Below are 24,568 nucleotides of genomic sequence, written 5' to 3'. Positions count from 1 at the left end.
AATTAGCTCATGTGATTTCCGGAGCAATCAGGATACTTGCATTACTGGTGGTGGATTCCAGCTCCCATCGCCTACAGGAAGAATGGAGGATGCTTCTGTTCCATCTTTTGGCCAGTAGAGCCGCATCACCAGATAGATCGGGCCATCTGGCGCAGGCAACCAGTTCGTTTCTTTGTCCAGACCCGGATGACTGTATTGGATATAGATCGGCAATGAATTGCCATTGGTCTTCATGCCTTCAACCATCGACGAATTAATCAAATACCGGTCAATGGGATTATCGACCAGAAATTGGGTGTTGCCATCGTACATGGTGACTGACCAGAATGCGTTCACCGGAGGTAATTGATCCATCTCGAAGGTCATCACATAGTTGTGCTTACTACCATCCAGCACTTCATCTCCACACGTGCGCATCGAGGGATAGACGGCTTCCGCCGTATCATTGCCGTAAATGCCAGCTTTGGTTCCGTAGGCGCGTTTCAACCAGTCACCGTTAAAAAATGCCCCATCTCCAAACGCGGAGCCAATTGACCAGCCATTCACCGGCACGATCCCCGCCCGATCCGGATAATTATCGACTTCTTCATTGCCCTGGCTCATGCCATCCATAAAAGCGGTTTGTTCATCCCTGGGCAGACTGTCAAAGTCAAAGCTGCCTGAGCCAATCCCGATGCTGACCATTGCCTTGCGAATGTCTTTGCAGTAATCATCGACAGGTACGAATGCCAACGCGGCATCCAGGCACTGATAAAAAGTCTCCGGATTGCCAAGGTTTTCAGTGCTGGCGGGCAAGAAATCAATGCTAGGCGCTGGTGCTGGTGCGGGCTGACCCAGAAATGCGGATAAGGGCTGGACTTTATAACCCGCTTGCACCTCCTCCACATCGGGCACGGATATCACCATCGGTTGGGCGCGCAGATCCAGCCACACCTTTGAATACGGGGTATCGCTGTTGGGCGTGACCACGACCTTGTTGTCGGGAGTGAATACCTGATGGTCGTTGATCAGGGTGTTGAATGGCGCACAGTATTGCGGGTCGCCAGGATCGGTAAAGGTAAACATCGTGGCGTAATTCACGACGATGGGAAGGCCGTAGATATAGGCATCCTCTGCGATGGCTGCTATTTCTTTTAAGCGTGCTTCGCTGGGGTCAGTTTTAAGCATTGCTGCTGTCGTCATCAGAATTCCCTCCGTTTTGGTGGTTAGGGGTGTCATTTCTGAAGCAAATTTTCTGGCTTTTACGCCATCAGGCGATAGCACAGATCAGACAGTTTTCATGCAAAATCAGCCAACGTTCACGCATGAATCAAGCCACTTCAGCTGCCTTATCGCACCACCAGCTTGCCAACGGTCAACCCTTGCACCAGGATTGAGAACACCACCACGATATAGGTAATCACTAGGATGGCCTCACGTTCAACCCCGGCAGGCAAGGACAGAGCCAGCGCAATCGAAATCCCGCCACGCAACCCACCCCAAGTAAGAATCCGAATCGTGCGCGGCGTGAAGGCACGACGTTTTTTCATCAGGGAAATCGGCACACCAACCGAGATGAAACGTGCCAGCAGCGTCACCGGAACCATGATCAGCCCCGCCCACAGGTATTCCGGGTTATAGGCCAGCACCAGCATTTCCAGCCCAATCAGCACGAACAGGATGGCATTGAGCACTTCATCCACCAGTTCCCAGAAAGTGTCGAGGTTCTGACGGGTCTTGTCGGACATGGCGAAACGACGCCCACTATTGCCGATCAGCAGCCCGGCGACCACGATGGCGATAGGGCCGGAAATGTGCAGTTTCATCGCCAGCGCATAACCGCCCAATACCAACGCAAGGGTCAGCAATAGCTCCACCTGATAGTTATCGATGCTTTCCAGCATCTTGTAAACGATGTAGCCAACCACCAACCCGAAGACCGCACCGCCGATGGCTTCCTGCGCAAACAGAGTCAACACGGCGCTAACGCTCACATCGCCTTCGCCATGGCCATGACCGGCGAACCCCAGCAGCACCAGGAACACCACCACCGCCACGCCATCATTGAACAGCGATTCACCGGCAATCTTGGTTTCCAGTGCCTTGGGCGCGCCGACGGTCTTGAGGATGCCAATCACCGCAATCGGGTCAGTGGGGGAAATCAGCGCGCCAAACAACAGGCAGTAGATCAGCGGAATCTGCAAACCCAGCAGGGCAAACAGGTAGTAAGCCGCAAACCCAACCATGAAGGTGGACGTAATCACACCGAGACTGGCCAGGATAGCGACCACCCATTTCTGTTTAGCCAACTCATCCAGATGCACATGCAGCGCCCCCGCAAACAGCAGCGCGCTCAACATGCCGTGCATCAGGGTCTGGTTGAAGTCGATGCTGGCCAGCAAATGGCGGGCGGAATCTTCTAACCCCAAGCCAAGCTTGCCGCTAGCGATGATTGCCACCGACATCAGCAGTGAAATCAGCAACAAACCAATAGTGGTAGGCAATTTGATCAGCTTGGCATTGAGGTAGCTGAACAGCGCCGCCAGCGAGATCAGCAGCGCAAGTACGTCGGTGAAGTTCATGGTGTTCCCTTATCTTTTTGGTTATGGAAGAACTTTAGCAGATGACGGCGGCGGATGGCAGCGCTATCCGGCTGGAGCCGGAACCACCTTAAGGGTTAAAGTAGCTTGCCATGGCCACTATTGGAGGGACTACCATGCAAATCTGGGTCGATGCCGACGCCTGCCCCAACGTGATCAAGGACATCCTGTTCCGTGCCGCCGACCGGGTGAAAGTGCCGGTGACGCTGGTGGCAAACCAGCCACTGCGGGTTCCGCCCTCGCCTTATATCAGAACTTGCCAGGTGCCTGCCGGGTTCGACGTGGCCGATAACCACATCGCGCAATCGCTGGAAGCGGGCGACCTGGTGATTACTGCCGATATTCCGCTGGCTGCGGAGGTGATCGAACATAAGGGTCACGCACTCAACCCACGTGGCGATTTCTATACACCGGAAAACATCCGCCAGCGGCTGCGGATGCGCAATTTCATGGAGGAACTGCGCAGCAGTGGGGTAATGACAGGTGGGCCGGCAACCATGAGCCAAAGCGACCGGCAGGCGTTCGCCAACCAGCTTGACCGCTTTCTTGCCCGCTATTGCCGCAGTAAAACTTAACTCGCTACCGGATTGACCCGGCTGGCGGCTTTGGCGGCGCGGGCGCGGGCTTCGGCTGTATCCACACCACGCGCTAGCGCCACGCCCATGCGGCGGCGCTCGAAAGAAACCGGTTTGCCGAACAGGCGAATGTCGGTTTCCGGTACTTGCAGAGCATTTTCCACGCCGTCAAACGCGATGCCTTCCGCTTCCATGCCGCCGTAAATGACCGCACTGGCTCCAGTAGAGTGCATGGCGGTATCAACCGGCAAGCCGAGGATGGCGCGGGCGTGCAACTCGAATTCGTTCTGGAACTGAGTGGCCATCGTGACCATGCCGGTATCGTGCGGGCGCGGGCTGACTTCGGAGAAATACACTTCGTCGCCGCGCACGAACAGTTCCACCCCGAACAGGCCGCGCCCGCCGAGGTTGGCGGTGACTTTGGCGGCGATGTCCTGCGCTTTCGCCAGTGCTGCATCACTCATCGCTTGTGATTGCCAGCTTTCGACGTAATCGCCTTTGACCTGGCGGTGGCCGATGGGGGCGCAGAAATGCGTTTCGATATTGCCATCCGCACCGTGTGAGCGCACGGTTAGCAGGGTGATTTCGTAGTCGAAATGGATACATTCTTCCACGATCACGCGCCCGTGGTTGACGCGCCCGGCGGAAAGGGCGTATTCCCATGCGGCCTGCACGTCATCAGCGCTGTCGACCTTGGACTGGCCCTTGCCGGAGGAGGACATGACCGGCTTGACGAAACAGGGGTAGCCTACATCATCGGCAGCGGCCTGCATTTCCTCCAGACTGGAGGCAAAATGGTAGCGGGAAGTCGGCAAGCCCAGTTCCTCGGCGGCCAGACGGCGGATGCCTTCGCGGTTCATGGTCAGTTGGGTAGCGCGGGCGGTGGGAATGACCTCGGCCAGCCCATCAGCTTCAATGCGGCCTAGTTCATCGGTGGCGATGGCTTCGATTTCGGGCACGATCAGGTGCGGTTTTTCCTGTTCCACCAACGCACGCAAGACTTGCGGGTCGGCCATGTTGATGGCATGAAAACGGTGCGCCACCTGATGCCCCGGCGCATTTTCGTAACGGTCGACCGCAATTACTTCCACCCCCAAGCGTTGCAGGGCAATGATCACTTCCTTGCCGAGTTCACCGCTGCCGAGCAGCATCACGCGGGTGGCTGAGGGGGAAAGCGGGGTTCCAATGCGCATGGGTGTTCTTCTCCGTGGCTACAGGTGGGGAAAAGTCTGGAGAATAGCACAAGCCTGGCACGCGCGTTAAAATCCGGCCATTCGATATTCAACGGGAAACAACATGACTTTCAAAGTGACAGTGCAGCCTGCCGGACACACATTCTGGGCAGAGGAAAACGAGCCGGTGCTGGAAGCCGGTTTGCGGCAGGGCGTGGCGCTGCCTTACGGTTGCCGGGGCGGGGTATGCGGCTCCTGCGCAGCCACCGTGCTCAAAGGGCAGGTACATTACCTGGATGGCCAACCGCTGGGGCTGTCACCGGTTGAGCTGGAACGGGGCAAGGCGCTGCTGTGTCTGGCTTACGCGCAGAGCGACCTGGAAATTGATTCCCCACAAGTCGGGCTGGAGCCGGATATTGAAATCAAGGCGTTGCCAGTGCGGGTCGAAAAGATGCGCAAGCTAGCCGATGACGTGATGGAACTGACCCTGAAACTGCCCGCTTCCGAGCGACTGCGTTTTTTCGCCGGGCAATACATCGACATCCTGCTCAAAAACGGCAAACGGCGCGGTTTCTCGCTGGCGAATGCGCCAATAGATGACCAGTTCCTGGAACTGCACATCCGCCACGTACCGGGTGGCCAGTTCACCGGTTTTGTGTTCAGCGAGATGAAGGAAAAGGCGTTGCTGCGGATTGAAGGGCCATTGGGCAGTTTCTACCTGCGTGAATCCGAGCGACCCCTGATCCTGATGGGCGGCGGAACCGGGTTTGCGCCACTGAAAGGGATACTGGAACAAATGATGGCGCAGGGTATGGACAAGCCCGTCCACCTCTACTGGGGCGTGCGTGCCAAGGCCGATTTGTACATGGATGCGGTAGTGCGCAGTTGGGCTGCCCGCCACCCGCAACTGACCTACGTGCCGGTGCTGTCGGAACCCAAGGCGGAAGACAACTGGCAGGGGCGTACTGGCTGGGTGCATGAAGCGGTGGCTGCCGATTTCCCCGACCTTGTTGGCCATGATGTCTACCTCAGCGGCCCACCGCCGATGGTGCAGGCAGCCAAAGCCGCTTTCCTCGCGCAAGGCTTGCCGGAAGCGCAATTGTTCTACGATTCGTTTGAATACAGCCCTGATACTCTCAAAGCGATGCAGGAAAACAAGGCATGAGCGCAACCGGTTTTGAATTGCACCCACAACTGGCGCAAGACACGCATTTCGTGACGGATTTGCCGCTGTGCCGGGTATTGCTGATGAATGAAAGCCGTTACCCGTGGCTGATCCTGGTTCCCCGGCGGGCGGATATTCGTGAAATCCATGAGCTGGATGCTGCTGACCGCCAGCAATTATGGGAAGAATCGGATCAGGTTAGTCGCGCCCTGATGGCGCTATTCCAGCCGGACAAGCTCAATCTGGCGGCATTGGGGAATATGGTTCCACAACTGCACCTGCACTACGTCGCCCGCTTCCGCACGGATGCCGCTTGGCCTGCGCCAGTGTGGGGAAAGTTTGCACCGGCACTTTACACCCCCGAACAGGCGGCGTCACGCTGCCGGGAACTGAAGAAAAAGCTGGAGGGATAGCCCCTCTCCCCTTGAGGGAGAGGGGTTAGGGTAAGGGGTACTTACGCCTTGTTACGGCTCTCGATCATGTCGTGAATGATCGGGTTAAGGATCAGTTCCATCGCCAGCACCATCTTGCCACCTGGCACCACGATACTGTTGCGGCGCGACATGAAGGAGTCATGGATCATCGACAGCAGGTACGGGAAGTCAACATTAAAACGCTTCGGGTCAGCGAAACGGATAATGACGAAACTTTCATCCGGCGTCGGGATGTCGCGCGCAATGAACGGGTTGGAGGTATCTACGGTCGGCACGCGCTGGAAGTTGATGTGGGTGCGCGAAAATTGCGGCGTGATGTGGTTAATGTAGTCCGGCATCCGGCGCATGATGGTGTCCACGGTCGCTTCCGGTGAATAGCCGCGCTCGGCATGGTCACGGGAGATTTTCTGGATCCACTCCAGGTTGATGCTTGGCACTACGCCCACACCCAGGTCGACATATTGCGCTGCATCATAACCACCGTATTTCTTGTCGGCAGAAATGTCTTTCACCAGACCGTGCAGACCTTCGTAGAACAGGATGTCAGTGCCCGCCGGGGTGTCTTCCCACGGCGTGAATTCACCGGAACCTGCGGTGCAGGTCACGCCAGCTTCCGCCAAGCGCTTCTGGTGGAACTTCGCTTCCTCGTCATTGTGCAGGTAGTAACGCTTTTTACCGCTACCTGTTTCGCCATAGCTTTTGAACAGGGCTTCCAGTGAGTGGAAATCGTTGGCTTCAGGGCCGAAGTGGCTGAAGTTCGGCTCAACCGCAGAACGCTGCTTGAATTCAGGGCGGGTGACACTGTGGAAACTGTCGCCTTCGATCACGGCAGCAGTAATTTGTTCGCGGTAAAAGATGTGTTCAAACGCGCGTTTAACGAAGGTGGTACCCGCGCCGGAGGAACCGGTGACGGCAATAACTGGGTGCTTTTTGGACATTAGAAACTCTCCTCATACGAATTGTGAATGCGCAATCCGACAACATTCTAGCGAAACGTCGGAGGAGCCTGTATATGCCTTTTGATAGGGTTTTACCGGATTCCAGGCAGATTTTTCCCTGCCGGACGCCACCGGCACACCGGTAATGCATGTTATAAGCGATTTTATAGGGGATCACAGGTGAGGGCACGATTGGTTTCCCCGGCTTTCTCATGCCAACTGCACGACTTGACCGGGGCGGCGATTTTCTGGAATACGCCAAATCTGGAGCCTGTGTAGATGCAAACCAGATAGGGCGGATATTCCTGTTGTTCTTGCACGTCACCGAAAGACCATATGCTGGTTTGTTCCGCGCCGTTCGCCTGCAACTGGCTTTCGTTGTCCGGCACCAGGGAACCCCGGTTTTTGGGTTCGCCTGCGTACAGGGTGACACCCGAGAACATCAGCTTGTCTTGGGTTTCAGTGCCACCCACATAGGTGATGTTACCGGCGTTGTCATATAGGCCAGCCCACCCAGCCGGGGTGGGCGACATTTTCGCCGTGATGTCGATGGACGGGGGGCAAACGTATTCATCCGCCTGACTGATAGGGGAAAGCGCCGTGACTGACGCCAGCAAAAGCCATTTTGCCTTCATATTACCTCCAACCCTGTTGCAGGTTTGTTTCATTGTTTCAGGATGCCGACCTTGCCGCCACATTGCTGGTAACAAGCACGGAAATCGGTTTCACATTGGCTGGTGTCAGCGTATTCATAACAAGCACTTTTCTGGCATTTACTGCGGTCAGCATCGGTTTTGGCGAATTGCAGGCAGTAATAATGCTCCCGCTCCGCCTTTTCTTCACAAGCAGACTGTTTATAAGCAGTTTGCTCCCGCTTGGTGTCGGCGCAATCGGTTTGGGTGGCCTGGCACTGGGCAACACATGCCTGCCCTGCGGCAGTCGCAGGTGGGGTATACGTATATTCAGGGCCACAGCCCGCCAAAACCATCAATACGCTGCCTGCCAGCGCGTTCATTAATATGCTTATTCGCATGAGTTTCCCTCGCAAATGGAATGGGCCCAGCATATTTCAGCACTTCCATTTTGTACATATAACGATAGTTATAATGCCGGGGAGACAGATGCCGTTATATCCATCGTTATATTTACATGCGAAATATTCAGCTGAATAATGGTTGCGTTGGATATTTTTTGGCTCTTTCGTTAAAACCTGTTTTTATTATATTTTTGTGAAGGGAGACTTTTCATGAAAGCCATTCTGTTGCCTGTTGGTTTTTTTGTATTGGCGGCATTTTCATTTTCTGCTTTGGCTAATGATGATGCCAAACTGGAAGAAAGCTGCAAAATCATGTGTGAAGATATTGTCAAAACCTTTAGTGCCGGCATGAATGAGAACCACCAAATCATGTCCTGCAAACAAAAAGGCGATATTGATGGCGATGCCAATTCACTGATTGAAGGCATGATGGCCTGCAAAGTGGGTTATTTGGGTGGTGAAGAACAAAATGACATAAAAAGGATAGAAACATTCACCATAACCTTGAACAGGGAAGACCTTAATTAAAAGCAGGGCCAATTCAATATTACGAGGGTACACATAATGAAACGACATGCAGGCATTTTCCAAAACATGGGGATGCGGTTAACGGCGTTGTGTCTGGCGGTGATCATGGCAGGTTGTGGCGGCGGAGGCAGTGACGCCACAACTGGCAACCCCACCACGACGCCAACCACCAACAATGGCGGCAGCAACACAGGTTCCAGCGCCGCAGCCAAGCATACCGTGCTGGTATACGTGGTCGGCTCTGACCTGGAAAGCAATGGGGAAAACGCCACCAAAGACCTTGCCGAAATGGCGCAGGTAGGCTCTTCCGATAACCTGAAAATTGTGGTGGAAACCGGCGGGGCCGACGCTGATGGCTGGCGCACCGTCCAACGCCATCTGGTGCAACAGGATGGCCCGCACACCCTGGCCGACTTGGGCAGCCTCAATATGGGCCTGACATCGACGCTGCAAGATTTCGTCACCTGGGGGATACAAACCTACCCGGCGGACAAGTACACCCTGGTGATGTGGGATCACGGCGCTGGTGCAACCACCCGTGACGGCATCGTATTTGGCAATGATGAGGTGCATTCTGACGGGCTTTCCCTGACGGAAATTGACCAGGCGCTGAAAAACAGCCTTGCGGCCACCGGCAAACAACTGGAAGTGCTGGGTTTTGACGCTTGCCTGATGGCAACCCTGGAAGTCGCCAACATGGCCAAATCCCATGCGAAATACCTGGTGGCTTCGGAGGAAATTGAACCTGGTACGGGCTGGGACTATTCCGAGTGGTTGAAATCCATCCAGCAAAACCCCGCTATTACGGGGGACGCTGTGGGCAAATCCATTGCTGACAGTTACCTGGCCAGCACGCAAGGCCAAAGCGGCATCACCCTGTCTGTCACCGACCTTGGCAAGGTGGCCGCCTTGCAGGATGCGTTTGGCGCATTTGCCAGCAAGGCACAGGCCAACATGGCCAATGACGCCACGACTACCCGCCTGCCGCTGGCCAAGGCTAGGAACCTGTCCGCCAGCTATGGCAAGGACGCCGCGCAGGACAACTATACCGACATGGTTGACCTGAAACACCTGATGCAGAACCTTACTGGCGCTTACCCCACGGAATCCGCCAATGTTATCAGCCAGCTTGGGCAGGCCGTAGTCCACAAGATTGCGTCCCCCGACCAAAGCAACGCCAATGGCCTGACGGTCTACATGCCGCACAAGCAGATTAACAGCAGCGACGCCAGCAAACAGACAGCGCTCAAGGACAGGCTGTTTTACTACACCCTCTCCAATGCCCCTGCCAGTTGGTTGAAGCTGTTACAAGGCTACGTACAGGACGCTTATACGGATACGCTCCCGCCAGTGTTCCAGAATGAAACCCGCAACGGCGACACCATTACCGCCACCGTCAGCGATGGCGACCTTGCCTGGGTGTTTGTCATCACTGGCGAATTGCTGGCGGATAACCGGATGCGGGTATGGATGCAGGATAGCCCCGACAATACGGGTGACGCCAACAACATCACCTATGGGCTGGAGCCTACCGCAGTTGCCTTGGGTGGGCATCCGGTCGCGCCTTATCTGGAGGATATTGAGCCGGTCAGCCAGACCGAATATTACGATATTCCCATTACCTACAACGGCGAAAAGGCGACCATGAAAGTCAGCCTGAGCCGCTTGAGCGCCGTGCCTGAACCAAAGTTTGAGGGCCTGTTCCTGGATACCGAGGGGGAATCAGCCCCGCGTGCCGAACCGCTTGAGGCGGGTGCGGTTATCCAGCCCCTGTTCCAGGTGGTCAACATCCTGGATGCCAGTGAAACCCTTGAGCCTTATGGAAGCAGTTTTGTGGTGGCGGGCAATGAAACCTTCTCCAGTTATGACCTGCCGCAAGGGAACTATGCGGTCATGATGGGGGCGGCGGATTTTTCCGGCAATGTGGATCTAGGCAAGCTTTATACGGTGAGCGTCCCAGCGGCCTCATCAACGGACAAATTGTCCCGCTGAGAAACCCGCGATCCGCTGCAAACCCGTTGCCGGGCATTTGAGTCCCGGCAACTTTATCAGGAGTATGACATGCCAATTTCATCAGTTTTCAACACCACCCATTACCGGCTGGCGCTGGTTACGGCTTCCCTGCTGTTGTCACAAGCCGCCATGGCGGGCGACCCGGTGGTTTTCAGCCTGAAAAATGGCGCCGCCACACCTTTGTATGAGTTGTATATGAGCCCTCCCCAGATAGACGACTGGGAAGAAAACGTGATCACGGTGGAAGTGCTGCAACCCAATGAAACCATCACCATTACGGTTGATGACGGGCGCGAGGATTGCCTGTACGACATCAAGGCGGTGTTTGAAGATGGCGATGAGGTCGAGCATGACTCGGTGCATATTTGTGATGGCGAGTCTTATGTCGTGTATTGATGCCATGCTGCCGGGTTCCCCCCAGCACACACGACGTGCCTTGGGCAAATGGGGCGGGCTGCTGTTGCTGGCGGTGCTGACCGTTGGTTGCGGCAGCAACCCTGCAATTGTGGGTTCGCCTGCGGATGCCAAGCCACACCCTGCCGTCCTCACCCAGGTATCCACACTGGATGCGCTGATGGGCGGTGTTTATGACGGGGAAACCACCCTTGCCCAACTCAAGCAGTACGGCAACCTCGGGCTAGGCACATTCAACACGCTGGATGGGGAAATGGTGGTGGTGGACGGGCATGTGTACCAGGCCCGCGCCGACGGCAAGGTCAACGAGCCACCCGACAGCACCCAAACCCCGTTTGCTGCGGTCACTTTTTTTCAGGCTGGGAAAACCAGGCCAGCGGCTACCGGCCTGGATTTCGCCCGCCTGCAACAAACGCTGGACAGCCAGTTGCCCAGCAAGAACCTGTTTTATGCCTTCCGGCTGGAGGGGCGTTTCCAATCCATCAAGGTGCGTAGCGTCCCGCGCCAATCCCGCCCTTACCCGATCCTGCCGGACGTGGTGAAAAAGCAGGCCGTTTTTGATCTGGAAAATGTCGAGGGAGTGCTGGTTGGGTTCCGTAGCCCCGCCTTCGCCAAAGGGCTGAACGCACCGGGCTATCACCTGCATTTCCTCAGCAAGGACAAACAGGCCGGGGGGCATGTGCTGGATTTCGTTACCGACAAGGTGGAAGTGGCAACCCAGCCAATCCACGATTTCAGGATGCTGCTGCCCCAGGATCAGGATTTTTACACCGCCACCCTGCCGTTTGACCCGAGCGGGGACATGGCTCGGCAGGTGGAAACCAAACCGCTGGCTTCGCCTGCCGGAAAAAACTGAAACATTTTGAATCACATTGGAAGGAGAATTTTATATGAAACACTGGATGACAAGCTTGCTCTGCACCGGCGTCATGCTGGCGCTGCCATTGGGCGCATTTGCCGACACGCTGGCTTTTGGCAAAAACAAGATATCCAAAACGGTCTCTGGCTCGATTGTACGCGGTGAAACCAAGCAATATACGCTCGGCGGCATCATGGGCAAAAATATGAGCGTTGCCATTACCTCCACCGAAGACAATGCGGTCATCACGGTGGAATATGCCGAGAAAAAAGGCCACTGGAAAGCACTGCCAGGAGCCGAGGAAGGTGCTGATGCCCATGCCTGGTATGGCGTATTGCCCCCATCAGAGAAAAACCAATACCGCATTACCGTGGCGGCTACCCGTGGCAATGCAAGCTATGACCTGTTTGTCGGCTTGCCGGAAACCTATTTGCCATGGGAAGGCAGCAATGTGCGGCCTGATAACCCGGATCTGCCAAACGCAAACCAATGAATGGATGGATGGATGGATGGATGGTGATAAATGAAGTTCAAGTTAATATTCGTGACACTGTTTTTTTTAGCCCCATTTGCGGAAGCCGCACCCTTTGATTCCATCATTGACGCAATGGCAATCAAGGCCGGTGACCCCCAAACCAATAATGGCTGGGAAGACACCGCGAAAATACAAGGGGTGGAATGGGAATGGCCCTATGCTGAAGTTGGCAAACATGATGACCAAATGCTAGGTAAGGCAGGCGATGCTGAAATAACGGTAAATGGTGCCAGGACGTTTATCACCGATGTGGAAATAACCATTGCCAATGGTGAACAGGACATCAAGGCTTTTGGGGAAGGCAACATAACCAAAATCAAAACGTCTTGCGATGACGATTCGCTGCTGAATACCGTGGCATTTTACCAGTTTGAACGTGACAAGCAGAAGCCCTTGTACATCTATTACCAATCAAGCGAGGGTGCGGGCGGTTCGGGGCAGGTTGATTTCACTGTTGCCTACCAATTGGAAGATGTGCTCGGCATTTATCCAGAGCCGTGCCAAGCATTATAAAATCATCAACGTTAAAACCCAAGGGAGATACCTGTTGGTCGCAGGCCACCGTAGGACGCGGTATATTGCGCCAATACCACCGTTGAGGGGATTTACCTGCCATGCTGAATTTGCTGATTGCCGACGACCACCTGTTGTTCATGGAAGGGCTGGTGCTGGTGTTGCGGGACAAGTTCCCCGGTTGCCGGATCCATCAAGCCAGCCATCTGGAGGCGGTCAAGAACCAGCTCCAGAACCATGCCGCCATTGACCTGTTGCTGCTCGACCGCACCATGCCGGGGGTGGATAACCTCCAGCATTTGCAGGAACTGTGGGCAATCGCGCCGGAGTTGCGCATCGCCATCCTGTCGGCGGCAGACTCCCCCCAGCATGTGCGCGAGGCGCTGGCCCTGGGCGTAGTCGGCTTCATTTCCAAGGCATTTTCGCCGGATGAAATGGCGGCAGCCATCCACCACATGCTGGCGGGCGGTATTTTTGTGCCGGAAAAACTGTGGGCAACCCCGCACCCTAACGGCAATGGCGGGCAGAAACTGCTGTCGCCACGCCTGCTGGAAGTGCTGGTGCTGGCAGCCAGCGGCAGTTCCAACAAACAGATCGCCAACACGCTGGGCATCACCGAGGGGACGGTGAAACTGCATTTCCACGCCATCCTCAAGGCGCTGGAAGCCAGCAACCGTACCCAGGCCATCCAGAAGGCGCGGTTGCTGGGGCTAGTATCCTGAATGTGGTGGAAACAGCATAGCCTTACCCATCAACATCTGTCCGATTCGACCCTGCTGGACGAACGCATCCGGCTGGAACGCCACCATATCACGACCGGCGCGGTCAGCGTCACCGTTGGGGCGGCCATCGTCTACGCCCTGCTGCCCCGTTCCACCGCCAGTGCCTGGTGGTTTGCCTTCCAGTTGCTGTTGGGGGCGGGCTGGCTCATCTTTTTTGGCCTTTACAACCGCAACCCAGACAAATTCCGTGACTGGTGGCCGCGTGTTTCAACCCTGGCCAGTTCCTTGCGGGGCTTTTCCTGGGGTTTGGGCTGGATACTGTTCGTAGGGGCGGAACGCACTGACGACAGCCTCCTTTACATCATCCTGTATGCGGGTGTGATTGGCGGCGGTTTGAATGCCACCGCGTTTAGCCGCACAGCCATGTTGTCTTTTGGCATTGCCTGTAATGTGCCAGTGATCTGGGGCGCATTCCTGACCCCTGATTATTTCCATGTGTGGTCTGCCGTTGCCGCCGTCATTTACACCCTGATCCTGTTGCGGCTCACGCTCAACGTGAATGCGTTCCTGATGGATGCGCTGGAGCGCCGTGAGCGTGAGGCCAGCCTGGCCAAACGGCTGGAACTCGCCAACCAGGAAAAAAGCCGTTTTTTTGCCGCCGCCAGCCATGATTTGCGCCAACCGTTACAGGCCATCCATTTCTTCCAGTATGCACTGGATAAAAGCCTGAAAAGCAAACATGACCGGGAGGTTTTCACCAAACTTCAGGAGGCTACCGATGCCCTGACCGACCTGCTCAACTCCCTGCTGGACATTTCCCGGCTGGATACCGGTGGCATTGACATCCAGAAACAGCCAGCCCTGGCCCATGACCTGCTCCAGCGTGTCTATCAACGTTACCTGTCGATGGCCGTCAATGCCGGGATAACACTGGAATATGTACCGGTGCGGGTATGGCTGCATACCGACCCCAAACAACTGGAACGCATCATCCAAAATTTTGTGGTCAACGCCATCAAGCACATCGGCAAACCGGGGGGGCGGATTGTGCTGGGCGGACGGCGGCAGGGCAAGGCATTGCGGATCGAGGTGCATGACAATGGCATCGGCATTCCCACCCATGCCCAGGAAGCGATTTTTACCGAGTTCTATCAGTTGAACAATCCGGAACGTAACCGCCAGAAGGGGCTGGGCCTGGGGCTATCCATCGTGCGGCGGCTGGCAGTACTGCTGGAACATGAGGTTGGGGTGAAATCGGAGCAAGGCCGGGGCAGCACGTTTTTTATCAATGTCCCGCTGACCTCCGGCGGCAAGTTGCCAGTTATTGCTACCGGTATGGATACCGAAGGCGGCGCCCCCCAACTGCCAGGCAAGGCGCTGCTGGTGGAAGATGACCAGACTGTCCTCAAATCGCTGGAAATGCTGTTCCGGCTGTGGGACTACCCCGCCATCACCGCCACGACCCTGAACCCCGCCGCCATCCTGCAACAGCACCGTGACATCCACTTGGTCGTCAGCGATTACCAATTGCAGGATGGCTATACTGGCCTGCAACTGATCCAGCAATTGCGGACACTCAGTGGCAGGGATATCCCCGCCATCCTGATTACCGGCAATACCTCCCCTGAGGTACTGGAAACCATCCATGCAGCAGGCATCGGGGTCAGTTACAAGCCCATCAATCCGCGCACATTGCGCCACGCAATTGACCGGCTCGTGACAACATTACATCCTCCAGCATAAGAGAATGGCCGGTATCCAGGCATTGACCCGGCAAGCCGGATTGCCAGTTACCGGCCAGCCCGGGACAGCACCCGCAACAGGTTGCCGTAGTACAAGGCTTTTCCGCTGCTGGTTTGCATCCATAATTCAGCAATTTCGCAATCCTGCGGGCGGAAATGGCGGTGCGCCAGCCGGGTAATATCAGGCAAACTAACGGCTGGCGAATAGGTATTAAGGATCAGGAAACCCTTGTTCGCCAGCAAGCCCTGCGCACTGGCAAGCAGTGCTTCCAGCTTGTTTTCCAGCTTCCACTTTTCGCCTTTCGCTCCCAGCCCCCAAGCAGGCGGGTCCATGATGATACCGTCGTATTGCCTGCCGCGCTTGAGTTCGCGCTCGGCGAATTTCAGGGCGTCTTCGCGTACCCACTTGATGTCAGCAAGGCCGCTTGCTTCCATGTTGGTATGCGCCCAAGTAATGAGTTGTTTGACGGAATCGACGTGCAGGGTTTCCGCGCCGGTGCTGCGTGCCATGCAAGAAGCTGCGCCGGTATAGGCAAACAGGTTGAGGAAGCGCCCGCCAGCAGACAGGTGTTCCGCGATAAAATCCCAGTTACTGCGCTGTTCCGGGAACAGGCCGAGGTGCTTGAAACGGGTCAGTTCCAGTTGGAAGCGCAGGGTGCGGTAGCGGATTTGCCACTTTTCTGGAGCTTCCGGCTTGAGTGCCTGCCACTGCCCGCTTTGGTTACCGGTTTCGGTAAAGCGCCAATGGGTCAGCGCTTGCCATTCACTTGCAGACATGCCGGGTTTGAAATAAGCCTGCACTTCGGGGCGGATGGTGATGATCGTTCCCCAACGTTCCAGCTTGTGGCCATTGCCTGCGTCGATGAGTTCGTAGTCGTCCCAACCTTGGGTATGGATGCGCGGGTTCATACTCTGCGTTGCGCTCCAAACAGGCGTTCATAATCCCAGTCGCGGATGGCGACCAGCAGGGTGGAACCTTTGCGTTCGCCAATCGGCAGGCTGGCGTCATCCTTGCTCAGGGTGTCGAAATCCTTGGCCAGTTGCGCCATTTTGCGTTGGAATAAAGCATTGCTGGCATCGCTGAGCATTCCATTGAGGACGATCAGTTTCTCACTCTCCTTGGTGAAGGTAGTACGGAAGTATTCGGTCTCAATCTTGGCGCGGAACAGTTGCATGATCGGGCCGTCATCACGCCATTTGAAGTTGGGTGCGACCAGCAGCTTGATGCGGTTGCCCGCTTGCAGTTCGATGATGTTCAGGCGATCAAGGTGGGCAAGGTAGCGGATTATCTGGGTTTCGCTGAAGTGGTAGCGGCTGGTAATGTCCTGCAATGACCAGCGGTTGAGTACACACACTGTCACCATCATCAGGAACAGGTCGTCGGCAATTTCCTTTTCCTGTGCATGGCTCAGTTCGCTGATCGGTTTGGCGTGTTCCGAATGCATTTCGTGCACGAGGTCGGAAATTTCCATGCCCAGCAGGGCACAGATGGCATCCAGCCGTTGTAGTGACAGGTTTTGTTCGGAAAATAGGCGTTTGACGCTGGCTTCCGACAGTTCCAGGCAGGTGGCTACGTCGACATAGGTCTTGTTGTGGCGCTTGAGCAGCTTTTTCAGGGTGGTCAGTAATTCGGTGGTTTGCGGCATGGTGCGGATACTGCGTTTTTGTTGTTTAAGTAGCGCATTGTAATACGTTTACTGGAAAATGGGACGAAAACCCCATCTTCCATGTTTGCATCAGCGGCAAGGATGGCTCGGAAGGCCCCACACAACCACATACCCATCCCAAATGGAATCAGCACTTATTAGGGTTTGGGTTTCAGCCCGCTGGCTGGCTTGAAATTGCTGGCGGCGTAACTGATTTCTTCATCCGCCATATTCTTATCCTGATCGATAAACAAGGTAGTAGGGAAGCCATACAACGGGTCGTAAGTCACATCAATGGCCGCTGCCTGACTATTGATGGCGCGGTGGATGACGGCGAACAGATCCTCGATGACCAACGCTTCACCCTTACGGGATTTGGGCAAGGGCTTGCCTTCCGGCATGATCCTGGCTTGCTGCACGCTGTTCTTGAACACACGGATTTCCAGCGGCTTGAGGAAGTCCTTTGGGCAGAAACAGGAACGTTGCAGGGTATAGGTGTAATGGCTGGGGCGTTTTTCCCGCCACTGTGATTCAACCGCCAGCAATTGCCGTGCCAGGCTGCCGTAATCGGGCTTGAGATTGGCGTTGAGGGTCTGGACATCGCTGACGCTGAGCTTGCGGCGGCTGATTTCCCCGTTGGTAATGCCGCCGGACAGCACAGCAACGTCACCGGCGCTCAGGCTGGCGTTGCGATCCTGGTCTAGCACCTTGATGCTGAACGGGCTGCTTTCCGTCACGCCCAGCAGGGTACGCAAAGCAGCCAGTTGTGAATCTTCGAGTTTCAGGGTGGGTATTTCGCCGCTAGTGGGCGGCAGGGCGCAGCCGCCCAGGCTGGCAGCCAGTAATACAGTGGTCAATAATGGTTTCATGATGGTGTCCCCTGGAATTTTATTGAGTCAGGCGACATACCGGTCATACATGCATGAACCGGTATGTGCATTCCAGTAGACCGACTGTCGATGGATAAGTTCGGAATGCTCAGTCCAGCAATTCTTTCAGGAATTGTGGCAGCGCGGCGCTGCCCTTGTGAATTTCGGCATTGTAATAGCGGGTCGGGAACACTAGCTGTTCCGCTGCCGCCGCCCGCGCAAAGTTGACCTGGCCGCTTTTGGCCGCCACGGTGCAACTCCACCAACCGGTCGGGTAGCACACCTGCTGGAACTGGTGCAACCGGATGTCACTGAAACCGGCCTTGCGCATGGTGTCGTGCATCGGCTTGATGATCTTCTCAGCATGAACCAGTGGGGATTCGCTCTGCTGCACCAGCAAACCATTTTCACCCAGCGCATTCCAGCAGCCACGGAAAAATTCCTCGCTGTACAACACCGCCCCCGGCCCTACCGGGTCAGTACTGTCAACGATCAGGATGTCGAGGGAACCGGGTTCCGCATGGTTGATCCAGGCGATGCCGTCTTCAAACGCCAGGGTGGCGCGTGGGTCGTTGTTAGATTCGCACAGTTCGGGGAAAAACATTTCGCTGACGCGGGTAACGCGCTCGTCAATGTCGATCTGGATGGCGGACTCGACTTCGGGGTGTTTCAACACTTCGCGCAAAGTGCCGCAATCGCCCCCACCGATGATGCACACACGCTTGGGCGCGGGGTGGCTGAACAGCACCGGGTGCGCCATCATTTCATGGTAGACGAAATTGTCGCGGGTGGTGACCATGGTGCAACCATCCAGCGTCATCAGCTTGCCGAAGGTGGTGGTGTCGTAGATTTCCAGCGTCTGGAACGGGGTCTGCTCCTCATGGATTTTGCCCGCATCCGTCAGTTCCAAACCAAAAATTGTTCCGGAATCAGACAGTTCAGTAAACCAGTTGGGTTTGGAGGTCATGGTGGCGGCCTTTGGTTGATCACACAAGGCCGCTATCATGCCACAAGCATGGCGTGGGGAGAATGTCCGTTTAGTGAAACACGGGTGCGCCACCGGCAACACTCAAGCCTTCCGCCCAGAAAAAGCTGTTGCCTTCTTCAGGGCGGTTGAGCAGCACCATCAGCACCACCCACTTGAGGCGGTCGAGATTGAAGTCGCTATCCTGCAATTCCAGCACCCGGTCGAGGATCTGCTCACGGGCTTCCGGGCTGATGACACCCGCCTGTTCCAGGAAAATCAGGTAGCCCTGCGATTCCGCATCCAGCCAACGGCGTTCTTCCGGCGCAAACAGGCGGATAGTGGAAGAACGGTAGGTGACATCGACCCGCTCGGCTTCATCCCCCAGGCTTTCCAGCCAGTCGAAAGCGCGGTTAATTTCACTGTTCAGGAAACCGGCTTCCTGCAAATAACCGTGCATGGAGGCGCGATCCTCCGGCAGGTTGTCACCCATTTCCGGGTAATTGTCGAACAGGTAAAAAAGGACATCGAGGGTGTTTTCTTTCATCAGTTTCCATTTCCTGAACCCAGCCGCATGTAGTGCCCACCACCACACGCCGCCACCAGGCCGTGAAGTTCCAGCATAAGCAGAATGGATGAAACTTCCTCGGCGGTCAAGCCTGTATTCAGGATAATCCGGTCTATCGGTAGCGGTTCGTAGCCCAGCGCATCAAGCACTTGCGCATATTCCGGATCAAAGGTATCAATGGGTTGCACGTCATTAACGCCGGTCAGCGCCAGTTGCCCCTGGGTGGATGTGGCGGCTTTATCCTGCTGCAACCAGACATTCAGTTGCGGGGCGATTTCTTCCAGCACGTCATTGGCGGTTTCCACCAGCTTGGCTCCCTGGCGGATCAGGTGGTGGCAGCCACGCGCCAGCGGGTTGTGGATGGAACCGGGGATGGCGAACACTTCCCGCCCTTGCTCCATCGCGTGGCGTGCGGTGACCAGTGTACCGCTTTGCAGGGCGGCTTCCACAATCAGCACACCGAAACTCATGCCACTGATGATGCGGTTACGGCGCGGGAAATGCTGCGGGTGCGCCTGGATGCCGATGGGGAATTCGGAAACGATACAGCCCTGCGCGGCGATGCGTTCCGCCAGCTTGCGGTTACGTAATGGGTAGATGATGTCAAGGCCATTACCAACTACGGCGATGGTTTGGCCACCCGCTTCCAACGCGGCTTCATGGCTGTGGGCATCGATCCCGACCGCCAGTCCGCTGGTGACGGTCAGGCCGTTGGCGGCGAAATGGGCGGCGAAAGCACGCGCGTTTTCCTTGCCGCCCTGGGTAGGGTTGCGGCTGCCGACCATGGCGATTTGCGGGTCGTTGAGCAACTCCGGGTTGCCGAGGGCGAACAGCAGCGGCGGCGCGGTACGGATACGCTTGAGCAGGTTGGGGTAACGGCTGTCTTCCGGCACCAGGATGTAATGCTGATCGGCAGCCTCCAGCCAGCGCCAGTCAGGCTCGGCGGCATTGGCGGGCGTTTCCCGGTAGGCGGCAATGCCTTCGCGCTTCAGCCCTGCTTCCAGCAAGGCATTGTCAGATACCGCCAACGCGGCGGCAGCACCACCGAAATGCTCGACGATACGGCGCATACTGCCGGGGCCGATGCCTTTGGCGCGCCAGAAATGCAGGCGGGCGCGCAGTTCTTCGTCAGATAGGTTGATAGTCATGGCGTGTGGAAACGGGCAATTATGGATTACCGATTTTATCCCCATCCTTCACTTCACGGGTAGCATCCATGATCAGGCCATAGCTGACCCGGTCGGTTACCTTGTAGACCACCAGATTGGCGACCTTTTCCGGCGGTAACTGGCTGCACACCGCGCCAGTCTTGCTGTTGCAGGATTCCACCGTATCCACCACATACTTGCCTTGCGTGTAGACACCGAGGGTATGGCCGACCTCAATGCGGTCACGCCGCCCTTTGTTAATGGCGGCAATCATGTGGTTGCCGCTGATGTATTCCGCATCAAACAGCGAAATGATGTCACCGCGCACCTTGAAGCTGGGCGCATGGAACACCTTGCCGCTCAGGTTGGCGGTTTCATCCACTGGCAACAGCAAGCGGTCGCCCTTGCGGATTTCCCGCTTGGCGTCCAGCACCGTGGCGGTGGCCGGATTGCCGATGCGTTCCACCCGGCTATAACCGCCATAGGTGACTTCGTAGCCCAGCAACTGCCCGGTACGGGTGTCATGCAGTGGTTTGTTGGGGTGGAAGATGGCGCAGCGCGTTCCAGGCTGTGAATTACGCAGGTTGTTCACGTAAATGGTTTCGCCTTCGGTGATCAGCGCGTGGTCATCCTGTGATGCCAGGATGTAAGGCGAATTCTTGATGGTGGCTTCATCCAGCACCCGTGGCCAGATCAGGTAAGGCGTCAGGGAAGCAATCGGGTCGCCCTCTCCGCGCCGGTCGATACGGATGCGCGGCATCAGCTTGTTGCCCCCCCCTTGCGCATAATCCAGCGTCAGCACATCGCCGGGGAAAATCCGGTGCGGGTTGCGTATGCTTTGGTTCTTGTCCCAAACCTCCGGCCAGTACCACGGGGTATTAAGGAATTTGCGGGCGATGCCCCACAGGGTATCGCCTTTTTTCACCACATAGGTACGCGGAGCCGACGGGTTGACCACCACCCCACCATAATCAAAGACATCCCTTGATTGCGTGGAAGGCTGCCCATAGTAATTGTCATAATGGTTGCTGACAGGCTGCGGGTTGGGCTTTACTGGTGTGCCACAAGCACTCAGGGCAACCGCAGACGCCAGGCCAAGGCATAGGGTTTTCATGAAAACAATGGAAGAATGCCGCATCATGGTATCCTTGTGATTCTTATGTGTTGGATGTACGGGGTATAATAAACGATAGCCTGCAAAGCATTCAGAACTTTTAGATTTTCGGTATTTACAATGGCACAGCTTGAGATTTTACATCACCCAGACCCGCGTTTACGCAAAAAAGCCGCCCCGGTAGGCGAAGTCAACACCGCTACCCGCCAGATTGTGGAAGACATGTTTGCAACCATGTACGCCAACAAAGGCATCGGCTTGGCTGCTACCCAGGTTAATGTCCACCAGCGCATCATCACCATTGACGTTTCCGAGGACAAAACCGAGCCACTGTGCCTGATTAACCCGGAAATCCTCAGCAAGGAAGGCAGCATCGAGCATGAGGAAGGCTGCCTCTCCGTACCCGATTTCTACGAAAAGGTCACCCGCGCCGAACGCATCCGGGTGCGCGCCCTTGACCGTGACGGCAACGTGTTCGAACGCGACGCCGACGGGTTGCTGGCCATTTGCATCCAGCATGAAATGGATCACCTGGAAGGCAAGCTGTTCGTCGATTACCTTTCCACTCTCAAACAGCAACGCGCCCGCAAAGTGGTGCAGAAATGGGAAAAGGAACATGCCAAACGCGCCACGCGGGCAGCAACGGCATGAATTCCAGCGCAGAACCCGCACCAGCGTTGAAAATTGTTTATGCCGGTACGCCTGATTTTGCCGTCCCTGCCCTGCAAGCCCTGCTGGCCTCCCACCATCAGGTGGTGGCGGTATACTGCCAACCTGACCGGCCATCCGGGCGCGGGCGCAAGCTGTCGTTCGGCCCGGTCAAGCAGGTCGCGGTGGAAGCGGGCATTCCCGTCGAACAACCCTTATCGCTGAAACCCGCCGAGGAACAGGACAAACTACGCGCTTACGCCCCCGACGTGATGATTGTCGCCGCTTACGGCCTGATCCTGCCGCAGGCGGTATTGGACATCCCACGTTATGGTTGCCTCAACATCCACGGCTCGCTGCTGCCGCGCTGGCGTGGGGCTGCCCCAATCCAGCGCGCCATCCAGACAGGTGACCGCGATACCGGTGTGACCATCATGCAGATGGCGGCGGGGTTGGATACCGGCGACATGCTCTACAAAGCCGTGTGCCCGATCACCGCGCAGGATGGCGGGCAAAGCATCCACGACAAACTGGCGGCGATGGGCGCGGAAGCGCTGTTGCACACGCTGGACTTGCTGTGCGCTGGCAAGCTGCAACCCGAGCCGCAGGATGACGCGCTGGCCAATTACGCCCACAAGCTCAACAAGGCGGAGGCTGAAATCGACTGGACACAACCGGCATCAGTGCTTGACCGCACCATCCGCGCGTTTGACGCTTGGCCGACGGCTTACACGCTGTACGATGGGAAGCCATTGCGGTTGTTTGCTTCGTGCGTAAAAGAAACCCCTCCTAACCTCCCCTTTTCAGGGGAGGGACAAGAAGGCGGAGTCCGGCCCGGCTCCTCCCTTGATAAGGAAAGACCGGGAGGGGTTTCTTCATCCCCCGGCACGGTGATTGCCGAAAGCCGGGAAGGCATCGACATTGCCACTGGCGATGGCGTTGTGCGTATCCTCAGCCTGCAACTGCCCGGCGGCAAACGCCTCAGCGCCGAACAATTCCTCAATGGCCGCTCCCTGTTGGGCGTCTCTTTTCTCCCCTCCCCCCTTGCAGGGGAAGGGTCGGGGGGTAACGCCCCTTGAGCACCCGCGCCACTGCCGCCCGCTGCCTGCAACGGGTCATCTACGACGGCGAGTCCCTCACCGAGGTATTGCAAAACTACACCGCCACCAGCCTCAGCAGCCAGGATCAGGCACTGCTACGCGACCTGTGTTTCGGCGCATTGCGCTGGCACGAACGTCTCAGCGCCATTCTCGCCATCCTGCTGACCAAGCCGCTGAAAAAAGCCGACAAGGATGTGGAATGCCTGTTACGCATCGGCCTCTACCAACTGCTTTACCAACGTACCCCTGATCACGCCGCTGTCAATGAAACCGTTGCAGCCGCAAAAAAGCTAAAAAAAGCCTGGGCAGGCGGGCTGGTCAACGGTGTCCTGCGCGGCTTTATCCGCCGTCAGGCAAGCATACTGGCGCAGGTGGATACGCAACCCGTCGCTTGCCATGCCTTCCCCGACTGGCTGCTGGCGCGTATCCGCCAAGCATGGCCGGATGCGTGGGAAAACATCCTCGCCGCCAGCAATGCCCACCCACCCATGACCCTGCGCGTCAACCAGCGCCAACAAAGCACCGCAACCTACTGGCAAATACTACGCGCCGCCGGTATCGCCGCCGAGACGGTGGAGACGGTGGCCAGTGCCCTGAACCTGCAAACCCCGGTCGGCGTCGAGCAACTACCCGGCTTCCACGAAGGCACAGTTTCCGTGCAGGACGCCGCCGCGCAACTGGCCGCAGGCTTGCTGGATTGCCAGCCAGGAATGCATGTGCTCGACGCCTGCGCCGCCCCCGGCGGTAAAACTAGCCATTTACTGGAAACCACGACGGATTTACACCTCACCGCCATCGACAGCAGCGAAACACGCCTGCGCCGGGTGACGGAAAACCTTTCCCGCCTGCATTTGCAAGCCAGGGTGGTCGCCGCTGATGCCGGTGAACTCACGGCATGGTGGGACGGCCAGCCATTTGACCGAATCCTGCTGGACGCCCCCTGTTCAGCCACCGGCGTTATCCGCCGACACCCTGACATCAAGGTGTTGCGGCGGGATAGCGACATCGCAGCCTTGCAACAGGAACAGGCACATTTGCTGAATAATTTATGGCCAAGCTTGCGCCCGGGGGGGAAACTGTTGTATGTAACGTGCTCGATCCTGCCGGAGGAAAATATCCGTCAGGTGGAAACCTTTTTGGGCAAACAAGCCGATGCCAGACACCTGCCGATTGAGGCCGGGTGGGGGCATACACTGGCCATTGGGCGGCAAATCCTGCCCGGTGAACAAGGCATGGACGGCTTCTATTACGCATTACTGCACAAAGTGGTGTAGGACTAACCAACA

27 protein-coding genes are annotated in these 24,568 nt (G+C 56.6%); 14 read left to right on the top strand and 13 right to left on the bottom strand.

The genetic code is table 11. The features are described from left to right. Nucleotides 1-27: 27 nt before the first annotated feature. Entirely contained in the window at nt 28-1,182 is a 1,155-nt protein-coding gene (locus tag THINI_RS12835) for a DUF1254 domain-containing protein (RefSeq protein WP_002708996.1), read from the bottom strand. A gap of 146 nt (nt 1,183-1,328) precedes the next feature. Beyond that, nucleotides 1,329-2,561, bottom strand: coding sequence for a cation:proton antiporter (locus THINI_RS12830; protein ID WP_002708995.1), 1,233 nt, complete (start codon nt 2,559-2,561; stop codon nt 1,329-1,331). Nucleotides 2,562-2,695: 134 nt separating this feature from the next. Here THINI_RS12830 and THINI_RS12825 point away from each other — a divergent pair, with 134 nt between their 5' ends. After that, complete coding sequence (locus tag THINI_RS12825) at nt 2,696-3,154, top strand: YaiI/YqxD family protein (protein ID WP_002708994.1); 459 nt, start codon at nt 2,696-2,698, stop codon at nt 3,152-3,154. On the opposite strand, the gene purT is transcribed toward THINI_RS12825, so the two are convergent. Then, nucleotides 3,151-4,347, bottom strand: a complete 1,197-nt coding sequence (gene purT, locus THINI_RS12820) for a formate-dependent phosphoribosylglycinamide formyltransferase (protein ID WP_002708993.1) — start codon at nt 4,345-4,347, stop codon at nt 3,151-3,153. The two genes, THINI_RS12825 and purT, sit on opposite strands and share 4 nt — an antisense overlap. Before the next feature lie 103 nt (nt 4,348-4,450). Here purT and THINI_RS12815 point away from each other — a divergent pair, with 103 nt between their 5' ends. After that, complete coding sequence (locus THINI_RS12815; protein ID WP_002708992.1) at nt 4,451-5,491, top strand: CDP-6-deoxy-delta-3,4-glucoseen reductase; 1,041 nt, start codon at nt 4,451-4,453, stop codon at nt 5,489-5,491. Beyond that, the gene (locus THINI_RS12810; RefSeq protein ID WP_002708991.1) at nt 5,488-5,904 is read left to right on the top strand and encodes an HIT family protein; all 417 of its coding nucleotides are present in this window, start codon (nt 5,488-5,490) and stop codon (nt 5,902-5,904) included. Before THINI_RS12815 ends, THINI_RS12810 begins: the two co-directional genes overlap by 4 nt. A 41-nt stretch (nt 5,905-5,945) precedes the next feature. Here the strand turns inward: THINI_RS12810 and THINI_RS12805 are convergent, their stop codons facing one another. The 3 genes from THINI_RS12805 to THINI_RS12795 form a co-directional block, all read right to left on the bottom strand. Beyond that, entirely contained in the window at nt 5,946-6,863 is a 918-nt protein-coding gene (locus THINI_RS12805) for a phosphoribulokinase (RefSeq protein WP_002708990.1), read from the bottom strand. Nucleotides 6,864-7,027: 164 nt separating this feature from the next. Further along, nucleotides 7,028-7,498, bottom strand: coding sequence for an STY0301 family protein (locus THINI_RS12800; RefSeq protein ID WP_002708989.1), 471 nt, complete (start codon nt 7,496-7,498; stop codon nt 7,028-7,030). Nucleotides 7,499-7,527: 29 nt separating this feature from the next. After that, nucleotides 7,528-7,896 carry a hypothetical protein gene (locus THINI_RS12795; RefSeq protein ID WP_002708988.1) on the bottom strand — a complete coding sequence of 123 codons (369 nt, stop codon included), beginning with the start codon at nt 7,894-7,896 and terminating at the stop codon, nt 7,528-7,530. 213 nt (nt 7,897-8,109) lie between these two features. Between THINI_RS12795 and THINI_RS12790 the strand changes: the two genes are divergently transcribed. From THINI_RS12790 to THINI_RS23470, 8 genes are all read left to right on the top strand, one after another. Then, nucleotides 8,110-8,427 carry a hypothetical protein gene (locus THINI_RS12790; protein WP_002708987.1) on the top strand — a complete coding sequence of 106 codons (318 nt, stop codon included), beginning with the start codon at nt 8,110-8,112 and terminating at the stop codon, nt 8,425-8,427. A gap of 36 nt (nt 8,428-8,463) precedes the next feature. Continuing rightward, entirely contained in the window at nt 8,464-10,419 is a 1,956-nt protein-coding gene (locus tag THINI_RS23475) for a clostripain-related cysteine peptidase (RefSeq protein ID WP_002708986.1), read from the top strand. A 69-nt stretch (nt 10,420-10,488) separates the two neighbouring features. Continuing rightward, nucleotides 10,489-10,836: a hypothetical protein gene (locus THINI_RS12780; protein WP_002708985.1), complete on the top strand. Its 348-nt coding sequence runs from the start codon at nt 10,489-10,491 to the stop codon at nt 10,834-10,836. Then, nucleotides 10,823-11,710: an acetolactate decarboxylase gene (gene budA / locus THINI_RS12775; protein ID WP_211206983.1), complete on the top strand. Its 888-nt coding sequence runs from the start codon at nt 10,823-10,825 to the stop codon at nt 11,708-11,710. Before THINI_RS12780 ends, budA begins: the two co-directional genes overlap by 14 nt. Nucleotides 11,711-11,744: 34 nt before the next feature. After that, nucleotides 11,745-12,206 (top strand): hypothetical protein, encoded by a 462-nt coding sequence (locus tag THINI_RS12770; RefSeq protein ID WP_002708983.1) that lies wholly within the window; start codon nt 11,745-11,747, stop codon nt 12,204-12,206. Between the two features lie 30 nt (nt 12,207-12,236). Further along, nucleotides 12,237-12,761, top strand: a complete 525-nt coding sequence (locus THINI_RS12765) for a hypothetical protein (protein WP_002708982.1) — start codon at nt 12,237-12,239, stop codon at nt 12,759-12,761. Between the two features lie 101 nt (nt 12,762-12,862). After that, nucleotides 12,863-13,483, top strand: a complete 621-nt coding sequence (locus THINI_RS12760; protein WP_002708981.1) for a response regulator transcription factor — start codon at nt 12,863-12,865, stop codon at nt 13,481-13,483. Then, on the top strand, nt 13,484-15,226 hold the full coding sequence (locus THINI_RS23470) for an ATP-binding response regulator (RefSeq protein WP_002708980.1): 1,743 nt from the start codon (nt 13,484-13,486) through the stop codon (nt 15,224-15,226). A 47-nt stretch (nt 15,227-15,273) separates the two neighbouring features. On the opposite strand, the gene THINI_RS12750 is transcribed toward THINI_RS23470, so the two are convergent. The 7 genes from THINI_RS12750 to THINI_RS12720 all read right to left on the bottom strand — a co-directional run bounded on the left by THINI_RS12750 (nt 15,274) and on the right by THINI_RS12720 (nt 21,561). Next, complete coding sequence (locus tag THINI_RS12750) at nt 15,274-16,134, bottom strand: class I SAM-dependent methyltransferase (RefSeq protein ID WP_002708979.1); 861 nt, start codon at nt 16,132-16,134, stop codon at nt 15,274-15,276. Further along, nucleotides 16,131-16,871: a helix-turn-helix domain-containing protein gene (locus tag THINI_RS12745; protein ID WP_002708978.1), complete on the bottom strand. Its 741-nt coding sequence runs from the start codon at nt 16,869-16,871 to the stop codon at nt 16,131-16,133. The genes THINI_RS12750 and THINI_RS12745 overlap by 4 nt, the downstream gene beginning before the upstream one ends. Nucleotides 16,872-17,029: 158 nt before the next feature. Continuing rightward, the gene (locus THINI_RS12740) at nt 17,030-17,740 is read right to left on the bottom strand and encodes a DUF6174 domain-containing protein (protein ID WP_002708977.1); all 711 of its coding nucleotides are present in this window, start codon (nt 17,738-17,740) and stop codon (nt 17,030-17,032) included. 109 nt (nt 17,741-17,849) lie between these two features. Then, on the bottom strand, nt 17,850-18,734 hold the full coding sequence (gene speE, locus THINI_RS12735) for a polyamine aminopropyltransferase (RefSeq protein WP_245536623.1): 885 nt from the start codon (nt 18,732-18,734) through the stop codon (nt 17,850-17,852). Between the two features lie 43 nt (nt 18,735-18,777). Beyond that, entirely contained in the window at nt 18,778-19,251 is a 474-nt protein-coding gene (locus THINI_RS12730; RefSeq protein WP_002708975.1) for a Smg family protein, read from the bottom strand. Beyond that, the gene (gene dprA, locus THINI_RS12725) at nt 19,251-20,420 is read right to left on the bottom strand and encodes a DNA-processing protein DprA (RefSeq protein ID WP_002708974.1); all 1,170 of its coding nucleotides are present in this window, start codon (nt 20,418-20,420) and stop codon (nt 19,251-19,253) included. Before dprA ends, THINI_RS12730 begins: the two co-directional genes overlap by 1 nt. A 19-nt stretch (nt 20,421-20,439) precedes the next feature. Further along, complete coding sequence (locus tag THINI_RS12720; protein WP_081485844.1) at nt 20,440-21,561, bottom strand: LysM peptidoglycan-binding domain-containing protein; 1,122 nt, start codon at nt 21,559-21,561, stop codon at nt 20,440-20,442. Nucleotides 21,562-21,654: 93 nt separating this feature from the next. On the opposite strand from THINI_RS12720, the gene def reads away from it, so the two are divergent. The 3 genes from def to rsmB are packed head-to-tail and all read left to right on the top strand — an operon-like array spanning nt 21,655 to nt 24,556. Then, nucleotides 21,655-22,185 carry a peptide deformylase gene (def, locus tag THINI_RS12715; protein ID WP_002708972.1) on the top strand — a complete coding sequence of 177 codons (531 nt, stop codon included), beginning with the start codon at nt 21,655-21,657 and terminating at the stop codon, nt 22,183-22,185. Beyond that, on the top strand, nt 22,182-23,261 hold the full coding sequence (gene fmt, locus THINI_RS12710; protein ID WP_002708971.1) for a methionyl-tRNA formyltransferase: 1,080 nt from the start codon (nt 22,182-22,184) through the stop codon (nt 23,259-23,261). The genes def and fmt overlap by 4 nt, the downstream gene beginning before the upstream one ends. Continuing rightward, nucleotides 23,258-24,556: a 16S rRNA (cytosine(967)-C(5))-methyltransferase RsmB gene (gene rsmB / locus THINI_RS12705; protein ID WP_002708970.1), complete on the top strand. Its 1,299-nt coding sequence runs from the start codon at nt 23,258-23,260 to the stop codon at nt 24,554-24,556. Before fmt ends, rsmB begins: the two co-directional genes overlap by 4 nt. The last annotated feature ends 12 nt before the right edge of the window (nt 24,557-24,568 follow it).

This window comes from Thiothrix nivea DSM 5205, from assembly GCF_000260135.1.
Taxonomy (GTDB): Bacteria; Pseudomonadota; Gammaproteobacteria; order Thiotrichales; family Thiotrichaceae; genus Thiothrix; species Thiothrix nivea.
Note: the sequence above shows the minus strand (reverse complement) of the source record. Positions and strands in the feature narration are given on the sequence as shown.